Annotated in this window: 18 protein-coding genes and 5 tRNA genes; all 23 read right to left on the bottom strand. The window is 53.9% G+C overall.

What is annotated here, in order from left to right:
- Positions 1-129: 129 nt before the first annotated feature.
- The 23 genes from rplL to GURA_RS05280 all read right to left on the bottom strand — a co-directional run bounded on the left by rplL (position 130) and on the right by GURA_RS05280 (position 15,189).
- Positions 130-510, bottom strand: coding sequence for a 50S ribosomal protein L7/L12 (gene rplL, locus GURA_RS05390; protein WP_011937990.1), 381 nt, complete (start codon positions 508-510; stop codon positions 130-132).
- 50 nt (positions 511-560) lie between these two features.
- Positions 561-1,085, bottom strand: a complete 525-nt coding sequence (rplJ, locus tag GURA_RS05385) for a 50S ribosomal protein L10 (RefSeq protein ID WP_011937989.1) — start codon at positions 1,083-1,085, stop codon at positions 561-563.
- A 193-nt stretch (positions 1,086-1,278) separates the two neighbouring features.
- Positions 1,279-1,980, bottom strand: coding sequence for a 50S ribosomal protein L1 (rplA, locus tag GURA_RS05380; protein WP_011937988.1), 702 nt, complete (start codon positions 1,978-1,980; stop codon positions 1,279-1,281).
- A gap of 21 nt (positions 1,981-2,001) precedes the next feature.
- Positions 2,002-2,424, bottom strand: coding sequence for a 50S ribosomal protein L11 (rplK, locus tag GURA_RS05375; RefSeq protein ID WP_011937987.1), 423 nt, complete (start codon positions 2,422-2,424; stop codon positions 2,002-2,004).
- Between the two features lie 74 nt (positions 2,425-2,498).
- Positions 2,499-3,026, bottom strand: coding sequence for a transcription termination/antitermination protein NusG (gene nusG, locus GURA_RS05370; protein ID WP_011937986.1), 528 nt, complete (start codon positions 3,024-3,026; stop codon positions 2,499-2,501).
- A 10-nt stretch (positions 3,027-3,036) separates the two neighbouring features.
- Positions 3,037-3,222: a preprotein translocase subunit SecE gene (gene secE, locus GURA_RS05365; protein ID WP_041245284.1), complete on the bottom strand. Its 186-nt coding sequence runs from the start codon at positions 3,220-3,222 to the stop codon at positions 3,037-3,039.
- Positions 3,223-3,256: 34 nt separating this feature from the next.
- Positions 3,257-3,333: transfer RNA gene (locus tag GURA_RS05360), tRNA-Trp, on the bottom strand.
- Positions 3,334-3,372: 39 nt separating this feature from the next.
- Positions 3,373-3,522, bottom strand: a complete 150-nt coding sequence (rpmG, locus tag GURA_RS05355) for a 50S ribosomal protein L33 (protein ID WP_011937984.1) — start codon at positions 3,520-3,522, stop codon at positions 3,373-3,375.
- A 57-nt stretch (positions 3,523-3,579) separates the two neighbouring features.
- Positions 3,580-4,770, bottom strand: coding sequence for an elongation factor Tu (gene tuf / locus GURA_RS05350; protein ID WP_011937983.1), 1,191 nt, complete (start codon positions 4,768-4,770; stop codon positions 3,580-3,582).
- Positions 4,771-4,831: 61 nt separating this feature from the next.
- Positions 4,832-4,907: transfer RNA gene (locus GURA_RS05345), tRNA-Thr, on the bottom strand.
- Between the two features lie 13 nt (positions 4,908-4,920).
- Positions 4,921-4,997: transfer RNA gene (locus GURA_RS05340), tRNA-Gly, on the bottom strand.
- Between the two features lie 111 nt (positions 4,998-5,108).
- Positions 5,109-5,193, bottom strand: a tRNA-Tyr gene (locus GURA_RS05335).
- 27 nt (positions 5,194-5,220) lie between these two features.
- A tRNA-Thr gene (locus tag GURA_RS05330) sits at positions 5,221-5,296 on the bottom strand.
- 136 nt (positions 5,297-5,432) lie between these two features.
- A complete protein-coding gene (locus GURA_RS05325) occupies positions 5,433-7,250 on the bottom strand; it encodes a YgiQ family radical SAM protein (RefSeq protein ID WP_011937982.1) in 1,818 nt (605 codons plus the stop codon).
- 36 nt (positions 7,251-7,286) lie between these two features.
- On the bottom strand, positions 7,287-8,327 hold the full coding sequence (gene argC / locus GURA_RS05320) for an N-acetyl-gamma-glutamyl-phosphate reductase (RefSeq protein ID WP_011937981.1): 1,041 nt from the start codon (positions 8,325-8,327) through the stop codon (positions 7,287-7,289).
- Between the two features lie 142 nt (positions 8,328-8,469).
- Complete coding sequence (gene rpsI, locus GURA_RS05315) at positions 8,470-8,862, bottom strand: 30S ribosomal protein S9 (protein WP_011937980.1); 393 nt, start codon at positions 8,860-8,862, stop codon at positions 8,470-8,472.
- A 34-nt stretch (positions 8,863-8,896) separates the two neighbouring features.
- Entirely contained in the window at positions 8,897-9,328 is a 432-nt protein-coding gene (gene rplM / locus GURA_RS05310; RefSeq protein ID WP_011937979.1) for a 50S ribosomal protein L13, read from the bottom strand.
- 106 nt (positions 9,329-9,434) lie between these two features.
- Positions 9,435-10,169, bottom strand: a complete 735-nt coding sequence (truA, locus tag GURA_RS05305) for a tRNA pseudouridine(38-40) synthase TruA (RefSeq protein WP_011937978.1) — start codon at positions 10,167-10,169, stop codon at positions 9,435-9,437.
- A gap of 38 nt (positions 10,170-10,207) precedes the next feature.
- Positions 10,208-11,227: an aspartate-semialdehyde dehydrogenase gene (locus GURA_RS05300; protein WP_011937977.1), complete on the bottom strand. Its 1,020-nt coding sequence runs from the start codon at positions 11,225-11,227 to the stop codon at positions 10,208-10,210.
- A gap of 245 nt (positions 11,228-11,472) precedes the next feature.
- Positions 11,473-12,570: an aspartate-semialdehyde dehydrogenase gene (gene asd / locus GURA_RS05295; RefSeq protein WP_011937976.1), complete on the bottom strand. Its 1,098-nt coding sequence runs from the start codon at positions 12,568-12,570 to the stop codon at positions 11,473-11,475.
- A gap of 73 nt (positions 12,571-12,643) precedes the next feature.
- Complete coding sequence (gene leuB / locus GURA_RS05290) at positions 12,644-13,732, bottom strand: 3-isopropylmalate dehydrogenase (protein WP_011937975.1); 1,089 nt, start codon at positions 13,730-13,732, stop codon at positions 12,644-12,646.
- Positions 13,733-13,917: 185 nt separating this feature from the next.
- Positions 13,918-14,553 carry a peptide-methionine (S)-S-oxide reductase MsrA gene (gene msrA / locus GURA_RS05285; RefSeq protein WP_011937974.1) on the bottom strand — a complete coding sequence of 212 codons (636 nt, stop codon included), beginning with the start codon at positions 14,551-14,553 and terminating at the stop codon, positions 13,918-13,920.
- Positions 14,554-14,580: 27 nt separating this feature from the next.
- Entirely contained in the window at positions 14,581-15,189 is a 609-nt protein-coding gene (locus GURA_RS05280; RefSeq protein WP_011937973.1) for an MlaC/ttg2D family ABC transporter substrate-binding protein, read from the bottom strand.
- Positions 15,190-15,217 lie beyond the last annotated feature (28 nt).

Below are 15,217 nucleotides of genomic sequence, written 5' to 3'. Positions count from 1 at the left end.
CTTACCCCTGTGGAATTCTTGCTTGCTCTTGGCGCAGGACAGCTGGCTTAAGCGGCCTTTAAACTAAAATAGAACAGCCAAGGCCGCACGAGGCGACCTTGGCTAGAACAAAAATCAGCTCTGCAATACTTATTTAACTTCCACTTCTGCACCTGATTCGGCCAGCTGTTTTTTCGCTTCTTCAGCTTCTTCCTTGGAAACACCGGATTTAACCGGCTGAGGTGCACCGTCTACCAGGTCTTTCGCCTCTTTAAGGCCAAGGCTGGTAAGTGCGCGCACAACCTTAATAACTGCGATTTTATTTGCACCAGCAGCTTTGAGAATGACATCGAATTCAGTCTGCTCTTCAGCAGCTTCGGCAACAGCCGGGCCGGCAACAGCAGCCACAGCAACCGGAGCAGCGGCGGACACACCGAACTTTTCTTCAAGTTCCTTCACCATTTCAGCAAGATCCAGAACAGACATCTTCTCGATAAAAGTAATTACATCAGCTTTGGTAATTTCAGCCATTTTTTATTCCTCCATTAAAAGTTACGTAACAAACCTGATATTTTAAATTATTAGTTGCCTTCTTTTTTAATCCGAATCGCGTTAAGCGCACGGACAAAACTTCCTGGTACGGCTGCCAGCACGCCGACAAAATTGGTTGCCGGGGCCTGCATCGAACCGAGCATTTTCGCAATTAATACCTCGCGACTCGGTAAATCAGCCAGGGCCTGGATATCAGCCGGACTGATCGCTTTGCCTGACAGCACGCCGGCTTTCAAGGTAAAGGGATTAGTCTGTTCCTTGGCAAAACGGGACAATACCTTCGCTGCAGCAACGGGATCGTCGTAACTGATCGCAACAGCAGTAGGTCCGGCAAAGTAGGGATTTAACGCCTCTTTATCAGTCCCTTTTGACGCCAGTTCAAGCAATGTGTTTTTGATGACTTTGTACTCAACGTCAGCTTTACGCAGTTCATTCCTGAGATCTGTGGCCTGTCCTACGTTCATGCCGCGAAAGTCAGCCAGAAATACAGCCTTGGCACGCTGCAGCTTATCATGCACTTCGGCTACAAGTTGATGTTTGCCTTCCTTATTCAAGCGCCTTCCTCCTTTCTTTTGGTTTACGGGTATTTAACCCCGCCAAAGTCAGGAAGTATCCGGAACATTTGCATTTCCTTCAACTACCGCCAGTCTCGGTAGGCCAGCCTGATTGGTGCACTGTTTACGTCCGCTGGATCACCCAGCAAACACCTACTGTCTTTGACTTTGGCTCTAAATATTAAAAATGTATCTAGACTACCTGCGAAGAAACGTCAGACACATCAAGATTGACACCAGGTCCCATAGTTGAAGAAACACTGATTTTCTTGATATAGGTGCCTTTAGCTGCTGAAGGCTTAGATTTAACCAGCGCATCCACCAGAGCCAGGATGTTTTCCTTAAGCTTGTCCGCATCAAAAGAAACTTTGCCGACAGGAGCGTGAATAATCCCCGCCTTTTCAACCCTGAACTCTACCTTACCGGATTTGGACTCGTTGACTGCACGGCCGACATCGAAGGTAACGGTTCCCACTTTGGGGTTAGGCATCAAGCCGCGTGGTCCGAGAAGCTTGCCAATCTTACCGACAACGCCCATCATGTCAGGTGTAGCAATTGCGGTATCGAAGTCAAACCAACCTTCCTGAATCTTGGCAACTAGATCGTCGGCCCCGACAAAGTCAGCACCGGCATCACGGGCTTCCTTCTCTTTTTCTCCCTTGGCAAAAACCAGGACTCTCACGTCCTTGCCCAAACCATTAGGAAGCACCACGGCGCCACGTACCATCTGGTCTGCATGCCGCGGATCAACGCCCAGCCTGACGGCAACGTCAACAGTCTCGGTGAACTTGGCAAAGGCGGTGTTCTTAACAAGCTCAATCCCATCTTTCAGGGTATAGCTTTTACTCCTGTCCACTTTGGCAAGAGCTTCTTTAAGCTTTTTACTAGTAGGCATTTCTTTCACCCTCTCTTTATCTTATACAATCTCAACGCCCATACTGCGCGCAGTTCCCTCAATGGTTTTCATGGCGGTTTCGAGGCTTGCAGCATTCAAATCAGGCATTTTTTTCGCTGCAATTTCCTTTACCTGGTCTTTGGTCAGCTTGCCGACCTTATTCTTGTTGGGAACACTTGAGCCGCTCTCTATCCCGAGAGCTTTTTTTATGAGTACCGATGCAGGCGGAGTCTTGGTAATAAAGCTGAACGACCTGTCCGCAAATACTGTTATTACTACGGGGGTTATCGTTCCCTCTTCTGCCTGGGTCTTTGCATTAAATGCCTTGCAAAACTCCATGATATTGACGCCATGCTGACCAAGCGCAGGTCCGATCGGCGGAGAAGGATTTGCCTTTCCTGCTGGTATCTGCAGTTTGATATATCCTGTAATTTTTTTGGCCATTGCTATGCTCCTTTTATTCTGTTCCTGAAAAGCTTTATATATATCCAGGTTGTGAACAGTTCGACGATATTGCCCTACTGTTTCTCAACCTGCATAAATTCCAGTTCAACGGGGGTAGCCCGGCCAAAAATGCTCACCATGACCCTCAGTTTACCCTTGTCCGGCTTTACATCCTCTACCACACCGGCAAAATTAAGAAACGGCCCGTCAACAACCCTGACTGTCTCACCCACTTCAAAGAGAACCTTGGGCCGAGGCTTCTCAGCACCTTCCTCCATGCGCCGGGTAATCTTCGCCACTTCATCATCAGGAATGGCGAAGGGGTTATTCCCACCGACAAAGCCTGTTACCTTCGAAGTCTCCTTAACGACATGCCACGTCTCATCATCCAGTTCCATATTGACCAGTATATAGCCGGGAAAGAATTTTCGAGACGATGTTCGCTTCTCACCTTTTTTGAGCTCTACTACAGTTTCACAAGGGATCAGGATCTCGCCAAACTTATCCTCAAGACCCAGGTTTTTTATCCGCTCCGAAAGTGAGAGTCTGACTTTATTTTCAAAACCTGAATAGGTATGTACACCGTACCATTTGTGCGCCATTGAAAATCCTTTAACGGAGTATAAACCTGATGAGCTTAGCCAAAACTACGTCACAAGCACCAAGATACAGTGAGATCAACACAATAATCACAACCACAACCCATGCAGTAGAAATGGTTTCCTTGCGGGCAGGCCAGGTAACCTTTGCCAGTTCGGCTTTCACTTCTTCCAAAAAGTTTTTGGTTTTTGCCAGCACTAGTGTCACCCCACAATTTGATTAAGTTTAAAAATGGCAGGCCAGGAGGGATTCGAACCCACAACACCCGGTTTTGGAGACCGGTGCTCTAGCCGTTAGAGCTACTGGCCTGCATAAAGAGCCATAGCAAAGCTGCGGCCCTATCTGAACCTACTTGGTTTCCTTATGCGGAGTATGCGTACGACAGAAGCGGCAGTATTTTTTGAACTCCAGCTTTTCAGGGGTCGTCTTTTTGTTTTTTGTGGTGGTATAGTTTCTTTGCTTGCACTCGGTGCAGGCAAGAGTAATGATATCTCTCATTGCGTTCTTCCTTTATTAACGGAGCTGTAGGGGCGGGTTGAAGCCGCCCCTACGGATTTATTCGATAATAGAGCTGACGACACCTGCGCCAACGGTACGGCCGCCTTCACGAATGGCGAATCGCAGTCCTTCGTCCATGGCAATCGGGGTGATCAGGTTTACTGTTACGGCTACATTGTCTCCGGGCATTACCATCTCGGTCCCGGCGGCGAGTTCTACGATGCCGGTTACGTCGGTGGTGCGGAAGTAGAACTGCGGGCGGTAGCCATTGAAGAACGGGGTGTGACGTCCGCCTTCTTCTTTGGTCAGGATGTAGGCTTCTGCTTTGAACTTGGTGTGCGGGGTAATGGAGCCCGGCTTTGCAAGTACCTGCCCACGCTCGATGTCTTCTCGCTTGACGCCGCGCAGCAGGGCGCCGATGTTGTCGCCTGCACGGCCTTCGTCGAGCAGCTTTCTGAACATCTCGACTCCGGTTACGGTGGTCTTGGCGGTTGCCTTCATGCCGACGATTTCTACTTCTTCGCCTACTTTTACAATTCCTCTCTCGACACGGCCGGTTGCTACGGTGCCGCGGCCGGAGATGGAGAATACGTCTTCGACGGGCATGAGAAACGGCTTGTCGATGGCGCGTACCGGCTCGGGGATGTAGCTGTCGACGGCTTCCATGAGCTTCATGATTGCCTGCTCGCCCAGTTCGCCGGTGTCTCCTTCGAGGGCCTTGAGGGCGGAGCCTTTGATGATGGGAATGTCATCGCCGGGGAAGTCGTAGGATGAGAGCAGTTCACGGATTTCCAGCTCGACGAGTTCGAGGAGTTCTTCATCATCTACCATGTCGGCTTTGTTGAGGAATACGACGATGTATGGTACGCCTACCTGACGGGCCAGCAGGATGTGCTCACGGGTCTGCGGCATCGGGCCGTCGGCTGCGGACACAACCAGGATTGCGCCGTCCATCTGGGCTGCGCCGGTGATCATGTTCTTGACGTAGTCGGCATGGCCCGGGCAGTCGACGTGGGCGTAGTGACGCTTGTCGGTTTCATATTCCACATGGGCGGTTGCGATGGTGATACCACGCTCACGCTCTTCTGGTGCATTATCGATCTGATCGAATGCTTTGAATTCGGCCTGACCTTTTCCGGCCAACACTTTGGTGATGGCTGCGGTCAATGTCGTCTTGCCGTGGTCAACGTGACCGATCGTCCCTATGTTTACATGCGGTTTTGTTCTCTCGAATTTTGCTTTTGCCATGTAGGAACCCTCCTCTGAAATTAAGTAATTTGTATGGACCCGATGAAACCTTGAAATTAAATGGAGCCCACATCCGGACTCGAACCGGAGACCTCTTCCTTACCAAGGAAGTGCTCTACCTCCTGAGCTATGTGGGCACGTGAGGAAAATTGGAGCGGGAAACGGGACTCGAACCCGCGACCCTCAGCTTGGAAGGCTGACGCTCTAGCCAACTGAGCTACTCCCGCCAATTCCTGTATTCAGAAGTTTTTTGAATCGATAAGTGTGCTGCATTCCAGTCCATACGACACATTGTCTCCTGAAATAATGCAACGCCTTTATCTCTTCTGTAGTATTTATGGTGGAGGGAGGAGGATTCGAACCTCCGAAGTCTACGACGACAGATTTACAGTCTGTTCCCTTTGGCCGCTCGGGAATCCCTCCAGATGAAGAACCAGCAAGTTTAAGTAGTGGAGCTGGCGATGGGACTCGAACCCGCAACCTGCTGATTACAAGTCAGCTGCTCTACCAATTGAGCTACGCCAGCATTAACACTCTCACATATACAACTTTTTGATGTTTGGTCAAGAAGCTTTATATTGAAAAAGCGAAGTTCCTTCTATAAATCAATTTCAAACAGCTGTCAACGTTTTTTTGATAAATAAATTTTTGTCGGCGATATTTTACCTGGTTTTTTTCCTGCTGCCATGAACCGCCGGGGCCGGAATTGCTTCATGTTTGCCATCCAAAAGCTCTCCTGCCGCGGTTTTACGGCTGCACACCTGCAATGCCCGCATAATATTGCTTCGTTCCTCGGCAAGATGCGAAAGGAGTAGCGATTTTTGCAATCGTTTCTCCTTGTCGCTGCGCGGCACATATACCTCATTCCCTGAAAACGGGTCAATCCCGGTGTAATAGATGCAGGTGGAAAGCGTACCTGGTGTCGGCGTGAAATCCTGCACCTGCTCAACCCTGAGACCACTTCGCTTGAGAAACAGGGCCAGGTCGACCATATCCGACAGGGTTGTGCCGGGATGACCGGATATGAAATAGGGGACAACATGCTGTTTTTTCCCGAGCGCAGCGCTCTCCTTCCTGAACTGGGCGAGGAACTGCTCGAAATCCCTCCTACCCGGTTTGCGCATGAGATCGGTAACCCGTTCCGCAATATGCTCCGGGGCAACCTTCAGAAGCCCCCCCACATGGTACCCCAGCAATTCTTTCAGATAAGCGTCCTGATGCTTCAAGAGGTCATAGCGGACCCCCGATGAAACCGCCGAATGCTTCACCCCTGAAGTCTTCCTTACCTTGCTGAGGAGTGCGGCAACCCGCTTGTCGGACATATCCAGGTTCCTGCACGGCCGCGGGTAGAGGCAGCTCCCCCGGCGGCAGGATGCTTCCGCCTTTGAATCGCTGCATTTGAGGCCATACATGTTGGCTGTCGGTCCGCCAATATCGCTGATGCTCCCCTTGAACCACTTCTGCTCCAGGAGTTTCTTGATTTCCAGCAGAACCGAGGACTCGCTGCGCGACTGAATGGTCTTCCCCTGGTGATAGGTGATGGCACAGAAGGCACAGCCGCCGAAACAGCCCCGGTGGGTGGTTATGGAAGCCTTGATCTGCTCATGAGCGGGAATCTGTTCCGTATAGGACGGATGAGGCGCCTTGACGAAAGGAAGGGCGTAAATGATATCCATCGTCTGCTCCGAAATCGGAAAGGCCGGTGGATTGCACACAAGGTAACGTTCGCCCTGTTTCTGCACGCTGGTCCTGGCGCAGCGGGAGTTCTGCTCCATGGAAACGAGACGGAAGGCCTCGTTGTATTTGTGCCGATCTGTCAACACCTCTTTAAAGGATGGTATCTCCAGCATGGAAGTGCCGCCTTCGGGAATGTCCTTACCGACATGAGCCGTCCCGCGGATATCCGTAATCGCCTTAAAATCCTCTCCCTTGCGCAGCCTCGCCGCCAACTCCAGAAGCGGGGTCTCCCCCATGCCGTACACAAGCAGGTCGGCCTTGGCATCGAAAAGGATGGAGCGGCGCACCTTGTCCTCCCAGAAGTCGTAGTGGGCAAAGCGGCGTAAGCTCGCCTCGATGCCGCCGATCACTACCGGCACATCCCGATAGGCCTCCTTCAGCCGCGAGGTGTAGACTATGGTGGCACGGTTGGGACGGCCGCCGTGACGGTTGCCCGGCGTATAAGCGTCATCGCGACGAAGCTTCCTGGCCGGGGTGTAGTGGGCAACCATGGAATCCATTGCCCCGGCGGAAACGGCGAAAAAGTGGCGCGGCCGGCCCAAGGCGGTAAAGGCATCCTTTGAACGCCAATCCGGCTGAGGAATGATCCCGACCCTGAAGCCGTGAAACTCAAGCCAGCGCGCCAGAAGCGGCACCCCGAACGACGGATGGTCGACATAGGCATCGCCGGTGACGAAGATTACATCCAGTTCGTCCCAGCCGTGCGTGAGCGCCTCCGCCCGGGTGATGGGGAGAAAAGACATTTAAGACAATTCCTTTATTACCTGCACAGCCAGAAACTACGGAAACAATGCTAACGCTTCCAAGCCAAGATTTTCAGGGAAGCCGTTCATGATGTTCATATTCTGTACCGCCTGACCGGAAGCCCCCTTTATCAGGTTGTCGATGGCAGAAACAACCACAACCCTGCCGGTTCTGTTGTCAACCGCAAGGCCGATATCGCAGAAATTGGAGCCGCGTACATGGGAAGTAGAGGGAAAACTCCCTTCCGGCAATATCCTCACAAACGCCTCTCCCTGATAATACGCCCGGTACAGCTCCAGCAGTTCGGCGGAGGAAACCGCACCTGTCGGCGTTGCATAGATGGTGGAGAGAATACCGCGATCCATCGGCACCAGATGGGGGGTGAAGGAAATCTTCAACTGCTTTCCTGCCAGAAGAGACAACTCCTGTTCGATCTCCGGGATGTGCCGGTGCGCGCCACCGACGCCATAGGCCTTGAAACCGTCGTTCACCTCACAGTACAGGTTGTCCACCTTGGCGCTCCGCCCTGCGCCGCTGACGCCGGACTTGGAGTCGGCTATTATCGTCGCAGGATCAATGAGTTTCTTTTTCAGTAACGGCGCAAGCCCCAATATCACGCTGGTCGGGTAACAACCGGGATTCGCCACAAGATCCGCCCCGGCTATCTTTTCCCGCCGCAGCTCCGGCAGGCCGTAAACCGACTGCTCCAGGAGCGTCGGGTTCATGTGCGGTTCGTACCACGCCTCGTACTCTTTGGCATCCCGCAACCGGTAATCGGCTGAAAGGTCCACTACCCGTTTCCCGAGTTTGAGAAAAGTCGGCACGACCTCCATGGCAGCCTTGTGAGGAAGGGCGGTGAAGATGAAATCAGCCCGATCGGCAATCCTTACCGGTTCGAGATTCTCCAGAACAAGGTTGTAACGGCTTCGCAAGGTGGGAAATACCTCCGAAATGGCTTTACCCGCGCTTTGCTCAGACGTCACGCAGGTAATGGCAACCTCCGGGTGACAGTGAAGTAGGCGCAACAGCTCAACGCCCGTATAACCGCTTGCACCGACGATAGCGACTTTCAACATAGACAGCTCCTTACAACCACTTTCAATTGCTCAAGATCCCGTGCTCCAGTGGCAAATATTCAAAATCCGAATGCAAAAAGGGGAAACCCTTGCGGATTTCCCCTCCATATAACCATACTGCCCACTGTTTTCAGCAAGACGATTAACGCTTGGAGAACTGGAAGCTGGCGCGGGCAGCCTTTTTGCCGTACTTTTTCCGTTCCTTGATGCGCGAATCACGGGTAACAAACCCGGCTTTTTTCAGGGTGCCGCGCAAAGCAGCATCCACTTCAAGCAAAGCCTTGGTAATGCCGTGCTTAATTGCGCCGGCCTGTCCGGAATCCCCTCCACCGCATACGGTCACGTAAATATCAAACTTGCCCATATTCTCGGTGAGTTCAAGCGGCTGCTTGACGACCATTTTGGAGGTTTCCCTGCCAAAATACTCATCAAGAGTCTTGTGATTTACCGTGATAACGCCTGTTCCGGGCTTCAGCCAGACCCTGGCAATCGAGGATTTTCTTTTCCCTGTTCCGTAAAAGCTCGCTGCTGCCATTTTTCTATCTCCTGATCTAATTGAAAATCTAAAGTTATATGTTCAGCGCCTTAGGCTGCTGTGCTTTGTGGGGATGATCGGTTCCCGAGTAAATCTTCAGTTTTTTCAACATGTGGCGGGCCAGTTTATTTTTAGGAAGCATCCCCTTGACCGCCTTCTTGATGATATCTTCGGGCTTTTTCTCCATCAGCTTGCCGGCAGAGATCTCCTTGAGCCCCCCGGGAAACCCGGAGTGACTGTAGTAGATCTTGTCCGCGGACTTATTGCCGGTAAGAGCGATCTTTTCGGCATTAACCACGATGACGAAATCACCGGTATCGACGCTGGGGGTATAAACAGGCTTGTTTTTACCACGCAGGACATTGGCGATCTCGGTAGCAACCCTGCCGAGGACCTTATTATCAACATCGACCAGATACCAATCCCTGGTCACTTCATCTTTTTTCGCAACTTGCGTCGTCTTCATCGAACCCTCACAACCTGACTGAAATTGATACATACCGACTCACAGAAAGTTCGTAAAATAATACATTACTTATAAGCTGTCAAGAAAAATAGTTTCACAGGCGTAATCAATAAAAAACTTCCACGAGACAGAGCCCTTGCGGCGGCGCCGTAATGCCTGAAGCGGCCCTGTCGCCTGAAACAAGTAATCCGGGAACCGCATCCGGATTTTTTTTCCCCTGTCCTACCTCTGCGAGCGTACCGGCGATGATCCTCACCATATTTTTCAGAAACCCCGATCCGTGCACATCAATAATGACAGATTCCCCATCCTTCGCAACAGATACGCTGAAAAGACGGCGCACCGTGGTTTTGGCTGCGCAGTTGGAGGCGCGGAAAGCGGCAAAATCATGCTCACCGACAAAATGGGAAGCCGCGGCCTGCATACGCTCAATGTCCAGTGCCCCGCGCAGATGCCACGAACTGAGGCGTGCCAGTGGCGAGCGGCGAACGGCGTTATATATCGTGTAACGGTAATGCTTGCTCTTTGCGTCAGCGCGTGGATTGAACGAAAGCGGGGCCTCAACGGCATCCCTGATGGCTATATCGTTCGGCAGCAAAGCATTGAGCCCGTCGGAAAAGGCACGCAACGGCAGCAGTTTCCCCGTTTTAAACGCAGCAACCATTCCCAGCGCATGAACACCGGCATCGGTCCTGCCGGATGAATGAAGCTTGACCGGTTCGCCGAGCATCGTTGCCAGTGACGCTTCAATCAGTTGCTGGATGGTGATGCCGTTCGGCTGGACCTGCCAGCCGGAATAATTGGTGCCGTCGTATTCTATTATCAGCTTTATCTGGCGCATGAAAAAGGGGCTTCCAAGGACAAATTGTTCTCACCGTTTTATTTGAGATACTTTTCGATCAGTATCTCCGCGATCTGCACCGCATTGGTCGCGGCACCCTTGCGGATGTTGTCCGCCACCACCCAGAGGTTGAGTCCGTTCTCGATGGAGTCGTCCTCGCGAATCCGCCCCACCAGGGTCAGGTCCTGGCCGGCAGCGTCGATCGGCATCGGATAGACGCCGTTGGCCACGTCATCCACCACATCTACTCCCGGCGCACGCTTCAACAGCTCCATAGCCTTGGCCACGGTGATCTTCTTCTCGGTTTCGATGTTCACCGACTCGGAATGGCCATAGAAGACCGGCACGCGCACCGTGGTAGCGGTGGTCCTGATCTCCGCCTCCATGATCTTTTTCGTCTCAAAGACCATCTTCATCTCTTCCTTGGTGTAACCGTTGGGTTCGAAGGAATCGATCTGCGGCAGACAGTTGAAGGCGATCCGGTGCGGATAAATGTCGCACTTGGCAGGACGGCCGTTGAGCAGCTCGCCGGTCTGGACGCGCAGTTCGTCGATGGCCTTCTTTCCTGTGCCGGAAACCGCCTGGTAGGTGGACACCACGATCCGCTTGATGGCGGCATAGTCGTGGAGAGGCTTCAGTGCCACCACCATCTGGATGGTGGAACAGTTGGGGTTGGCAATGATCCCCTTATTGGTGTACCGGGCGATGGCGTGAGGGTTCACCTCAGGCACCACCAACGGCACATCCGGGTCCATGCGCCAGGCGCTGGAGTTGTCGATGCAGACAGCGCCCGCCCGGGCCGCAGAGGGGCAGAACTCCCTGGAGCGGTCGCCGCCCGCCGAAAAAAGAGCGATATCGATCCCCTCGAAGGAATCGTGGGTCAGTTCTTCAACCAGCACCGGCTTCCCATTGAATTCCATCACTTCCCCGGCGCTGCGGGCGCTTGCAAGATATTTTATTTTCCCGACCGGAAAGTTGCGCTCTTCCAGGCATTCAATCATCTGGTTGCCGACAGCGCCGGTCGCCCCTACTACTGCTATATTCCATAGCTTGCTCATCTTTTGACTCCTCTATCAGTGGCCGTCCTATACAGCCAACCCTGATTTTCTTGTACCGCGTAGGGGCGGGGTTTCCCCGCCCGATTCACTCAACATTTTCAAAAAGGGCGGGAGAACCCCGCCCCTACGGATTATAACGCCAAAAATGAAAAGCGCCCCTTGAAAGGAGCGACATTTCATACAAACAATCATAATGTAGGAAAAAGCTATCTGCCGGCCAAAAGGGCGAACACGCAGGTCCGCCCCTACTTCTCCAGCAGGACGCGCAGCATGCGGCGCAGAGGTTCGGCCGCTCCCCAGAGGAGCTGGTCGCCGCAGGTGAAAGCCGACAGGTACTGCGGCCCCATCTTCATCTTGCGCACCCGGCCAATGGGCACCGTAAGGGACCCGGAGACTGCCGCCGGGGTGAGGTTGGCCAGGGAGTCAGCCTTGGTGTTGGGAACGAATTTGACCCACTGGTTGTCGTTTTTGATCAGGTTTTCGATGTCGGCGATCGGCACGTCCTTGTTCAACTTGATGGTCAGGGCCTGGCTGTGGCAGCGCATTGCGCTGACGCGGACGCAGATGCCGTCCACCGGGATCGGCGTTGTCGTACCGAGGATCTTGTTGGTCTCGGCGTACCCCTTCCACTCCTCGCGGCTCTGGCCATCCTCCACCTCCCGGTCGATCCAGGGGAGCACGTTCCCCGCCAACGGGGCTCCGAACTCCTTCGTCGGCAAGGCGTCGCTCCGCAGAGTTGCGGTGACCTGCCGGTCGATGTCGAGGATCGCCGACGAGGGGTTCTTGAGCAGCTCTGCAACCGAGCCGTGCAGGACTCCCATCTGACTGAGCAGTTCGCGCATGTTGGGTGCGCCGGCGCCGCTTGCCGCCTGGTAGGTCATGGAGGTGATCCATTCCACCAGCCCTGCACGGAACAGTCCGCCAAGGGCCATCAGCATCAGGCTGACGGTACAGTTGCCGCCGATGAAGTCCTTCTGACCCTTGGCCAGGGCGGCATCGATGACATTGCGATTGACCGGGTCGAGGATGATAACCGCATTCGGCTCCATGCGCAGGGTGCTGGCTGCGTCGATCCAGTAACCCTGCCAGCCCGTCTTGCGCAGTTCGGGGTGAATCGCCTTGGTGTAGTCCCCCCCCTGGCAGGTGAGAATCACATCCAGCTTCTTGAGCTCCGCGATATCCGAAGCATCCTTGAGGGTTCCGGCGTTCATGGGGGCAGGCTGGCCCGCCTGGGAGGTGGAGAAGAATACCGGCTCAATGCCCGCAAAATCGTTTTCCTCCTGCATGCGCTGAAGAAGAACCGAGCCTACCATGCCACGCCAACCGATAAGTCCGACTTTCATAGTCTATTTCCTTTTCTGAAGTTTGGTTTGATATGAACTAAACGCTTCGCGTTTGATTACCGCTGAACAAGACCTATAGATTGGCGATGATCGCAGCGCCGATCTCTTTCGTATTGACCAGCTTCTCACCGTCCTTCTGCTGGTAGATGTCGCGGGTGCGGTAACCCTGCTCAAGCACCTTCGCCACTGCGTTGTCGATGGCGTCGGCCGCCTCGACCATGCCGAAGGAGAAACGGAGCATCATCCCAGCGGAAAGAATCTGGGCAATGGGATTGGCGATCCCCTGTCCGGCGATATCGGGGGCGCTGCCGCCCGACGGCTCGTACATGCCGAAGGTCCCCTCTGCCAGCGAGGCGCTGGGGAGCATTCCCAGAGAGCCTGTCAGCATGGCCGCCTCGTCGGAGAGGATGTCGCCGAACATGTTCTCGCAGAGGATGACGTCGAATTGCTTGGGCCATTTCACCAGCTGCATGGCAGCGTTGTCCACATACATGTGGGACAGCTCCACGTCCGGGTACTCCTTCGCTATGCCGGTCACGATCTCACGCCAGAGCACCGAGCTGGAAAGCACGTTGGCCTTGTCGATGGAACAGACCTTCTTGCCTCGCTTGCGGGCAGCCTGAAAGGCCACGTGGGTGATCCGCTCGATTTCCGGCACGCTGTAACGCATGGTGTCCACGCCGACCCGCTCGCGGCCCGTTCCCTCGATACCTTTCGGCTGGGAGAAGTAGATGCCGCCGGTCAGTTCACGGATGACCAGGATGTTGAAGCCGCCTGCGATGACCTCCTCCTTCAGGGACGAGGCGCCGGTGAGCGACGGGAAGATGATGGCCGGCCTTAAGTTTGCGTAGAGGCCGAAGATTTTCCTGAGGGGCAAGAGCGCGCCACGCTCGGGCTGCTCCTCCGGCGGCAGGGTTTCCCACTTGGGGCCGCCCACCGAGCCGAACAGAATGGCATCGGCCGCCTTGCAGATATTCACTGTGGTTTCGGGCAGGGCCTTCCCCTCGTTGTCGATCCCGGCGCCACCGACATTGGCATGGGTCCGCTCGAATTTAACGTCGTATTTCTTTTCCACGGCGTCCAGCACCTGGAGCGCCTCAGCCATAACCTCCGGCCCGATGCCGTCTCCCGGCAGAACCGCCACTTTAAAAACCTTTGCCATCCCTGAAATCCCCCCGAATAAATAATCAAGCGTAAACTGATTGATTTTATTTGCGGCAGTGCACTGTTGTCAACAAAAAAGGATTGTCCCGACCAGAAACCGCCATACCGGACCACAGAAAAGGAATATCCGGCCATTGCGCATAACTTGGACATGGTACGGGTAAAGTTGCACAAATCCGGCCATCAGTGCCCTGCAGCAGCACCCCACAGCTCTTTCAGCCTTCGGTCGCGGCCGCACCCCTGACGGTAGAACTTATAACGGATCGGATTCTTCTTGTAGTAATGCTGGTGGTAATCTTCGGCGGGATAGAACTCGGAAGCCGGCACAATTTCGGTTACGATCGGCGCTGCGAACGGTTTCGTCTTTTCCAGCAACCGTTTCGACTCTTCGGCAAGATTTTTCTGTTCGGGAGAATGATAGAAGATGGCCGAGCGGTACTGCGTCCCCACATCGCAGAACTGGCGATCCCGGACGGTCGGGTCGATGTTGCGCCAGAAGACGTCGAGGAGCTTTGCGTAGCCGATCCTTGCCGGGTCGTAGACAATCTGCACCGACTCGGCGTGGCCGGTGCCGCCGGCGGAAACTTCCTCGTAGGTAGGGTTCTTCTTCTGCCCGCCGGTGTAACCTGCGGTGACGGAAGTCACCCCCTCAAGCCTATCGAACGGCGCCTCCATGCACCAGAAGCACCCGCCGGCAAAGGTGGCCTTTTCCAGCCCACCTTTCACCGCCTGGCCGGCACTGCACGGCGCCTCAGCAAGCAACGAACAGGCAAAGAGCAAGATCAAGACGATCCGGGCTGTGTTGCGATGTTTTTTCATATCATCAATCCACTTCGTCCCACCAGCCTATGGAGCCTTGATCTCCTCGCTTTTCACCCGCAACTTCTTTACCAACTCCCCGTACCCTTGACGCTGAATGATGTTATTGAACTGGGTCCGGTAATTGGAGACCAGGCTCACCCCCTCGATAACCACATCATAAACCATCCACCGTCCCCCTTTGCTCATGAGACGGTAGTCGAGGGAAAACTCGTCGCGCTTGGCAGTGATCACCTTGGATCTCACATCGGCATACTCGCTCTCCACGTTTTCCTTCAGATAGACGATCTTCTCCTGGTTGTACGATTCGATCTTTCCGGCGTAAGAGTTCTCCAGAAGCGTTTCGAACAGTTGGACAAGCTCCTTCTTCTCCGCCGGGCTCCGCTCCTTCCAGTGCTTCCCCATTGAGCGCTGCGTCATCTCGCCATAATCGAAAATCGTGCTGATCGCCTTCTTCAGCGCATTGCGCCGCTTCTGTTCGTTTTGCGGCTTTTTCATCTCCTTGTCGGAAACGATCCGCACCACCTCGTCCACCATGCTCTTCACCTCGTTGGTGACGGAGGCAAGCGCCTGCTTTGCCCCGGTTATGCACAAACAGAACAACAGGGTTGTCATAATAATCGTTCGGATGTTCATCAGACACAACCTCCTCACCCACAGCATC

The sequence above is a fragment of the Geotalea uraniireducens Rf4 genome, from assembly GCF_000016745.1.
Taxonomy (GTDB): Bacteria; Desulfobacterota; Desulfuromonadia; order Geobacterales; family Geobacteraceae; genus Geotalea; species Geotalea uraniireducens.
Note: the sequence above shows the minus strand (reverse complement) of the source record. Positions and strands in the feature narration are given on the sequence as shown.

Excerpts from the sequence above, each read along its gene's own strand:
- nusG (WP_011937986.1), bottom strand. The coding sequence starts at position 3,026 with ATGGCGCACAAATGGTACGGTGTACATACCTATTCAGGTTTTGAAAAT.
- msrA (WP_011937974.1), bottom strand. The coding sequence starts at position 14,553 with ATGAAAAAACATCGCAACACAGCCCGGATCGTCTTGATCTTGCTCTTT.
- rpmG (WP_011937984.1), bottom strand. The coding sequence starts at position 3,522 with ATGAGAGATATCATTACTCTTGCCTGCACCGAGTGCAAGCAAAGAAAC.
- rplL (WP_011937990.1), bottom strand. The coding sequence starts at position 510 with ATGGCTGAAATTACCAAAGCTGATGTAATTACTTTTATCGAGAAGATG.
- GURA_RS05300 (WP_011937977.1), bottom strand. The coding sequence starts at position 11,227 with ATGAGCAAGCTATGGAATATAGCAGTAGTAGGGGCGACCGGCGCTGTC.
- rplK (WP_011937987.1), bottom strand. The coding sequence starts at position 2,424 with ATGGCCAAAAAAATTACAGGATATATCAAACTGCAGATACCAGCAGGA.
- leuB (WP_011937975.1), bottom strand. The coding sequence starts at position 13,732 with ATGGCAAAGGTTTTTAAAGTGGCGGTTCTGCCGGGAGACGGCATCGGG.
- argC (WP_011937981.1), bottom strand. The coding sequence starts at position 8,327 with ATGTTGAAAGTCGCTATCGTCGGTGCAAGCGGTTATACGGGCGTTGAG.
- GURA_RS05325 (WP_011937982.1), bottom strand. The coding sequence starts at position 7,250 with ATGTCTTTTCTCCCCATCACCCGGGCGGAGGCGCTCACGCACGGCTGG.
- rplA (WP_011937988.1), bottom strand. The coding sequence starts at position 1,980 with ATGCCTACTAGTAAAAAGCTTAAAGAAGCTCTTGCCAAAGTGGACAGG.
- rplM (WP_011937979.1), bottom strand. The coding sequence starts at position 9,328 with ATGAAGACGACGCAAGTTGCGAAAAAAGATGAAGTGACCAGGGATTGG.
- asd (WP_011937976.1), bottom strand. The coding sequence starts at position 12,570 with ATGAAAGTCGGACTTATCGGTTGGCGTGGCATGGTAGGCTCGGTTCTT.
- rpsI (WP_011937980.1), bottom strand. The coding sequence starts at position 8,862 with ATGGCAGCAGCGAGCTTTTACGGAACAGGGAAAAGAAAATCCTCGATT.
- truA (WP_011937978.1), bottom strand. The coding sequence starts at position 10,169 with ATGCGCCAGATAAAGCTGATAATAGAATACGACGGCACCAATTATTCC.
- GURA_RS05280 (WP_011937973.1), bottom strand. The coding sequence starts at position 15,189 with ATGAACATCCGAACGATTATTATGACAACCCTGTTGTTCTGTTTGTGC.
- tuf (WP_011937983.1), bottom strand. The coding sequence starts at position 4,770 with ATGGCAAAAGCAAAATTCGAGAGAACAAAACCGCATGTAAACATAGGG.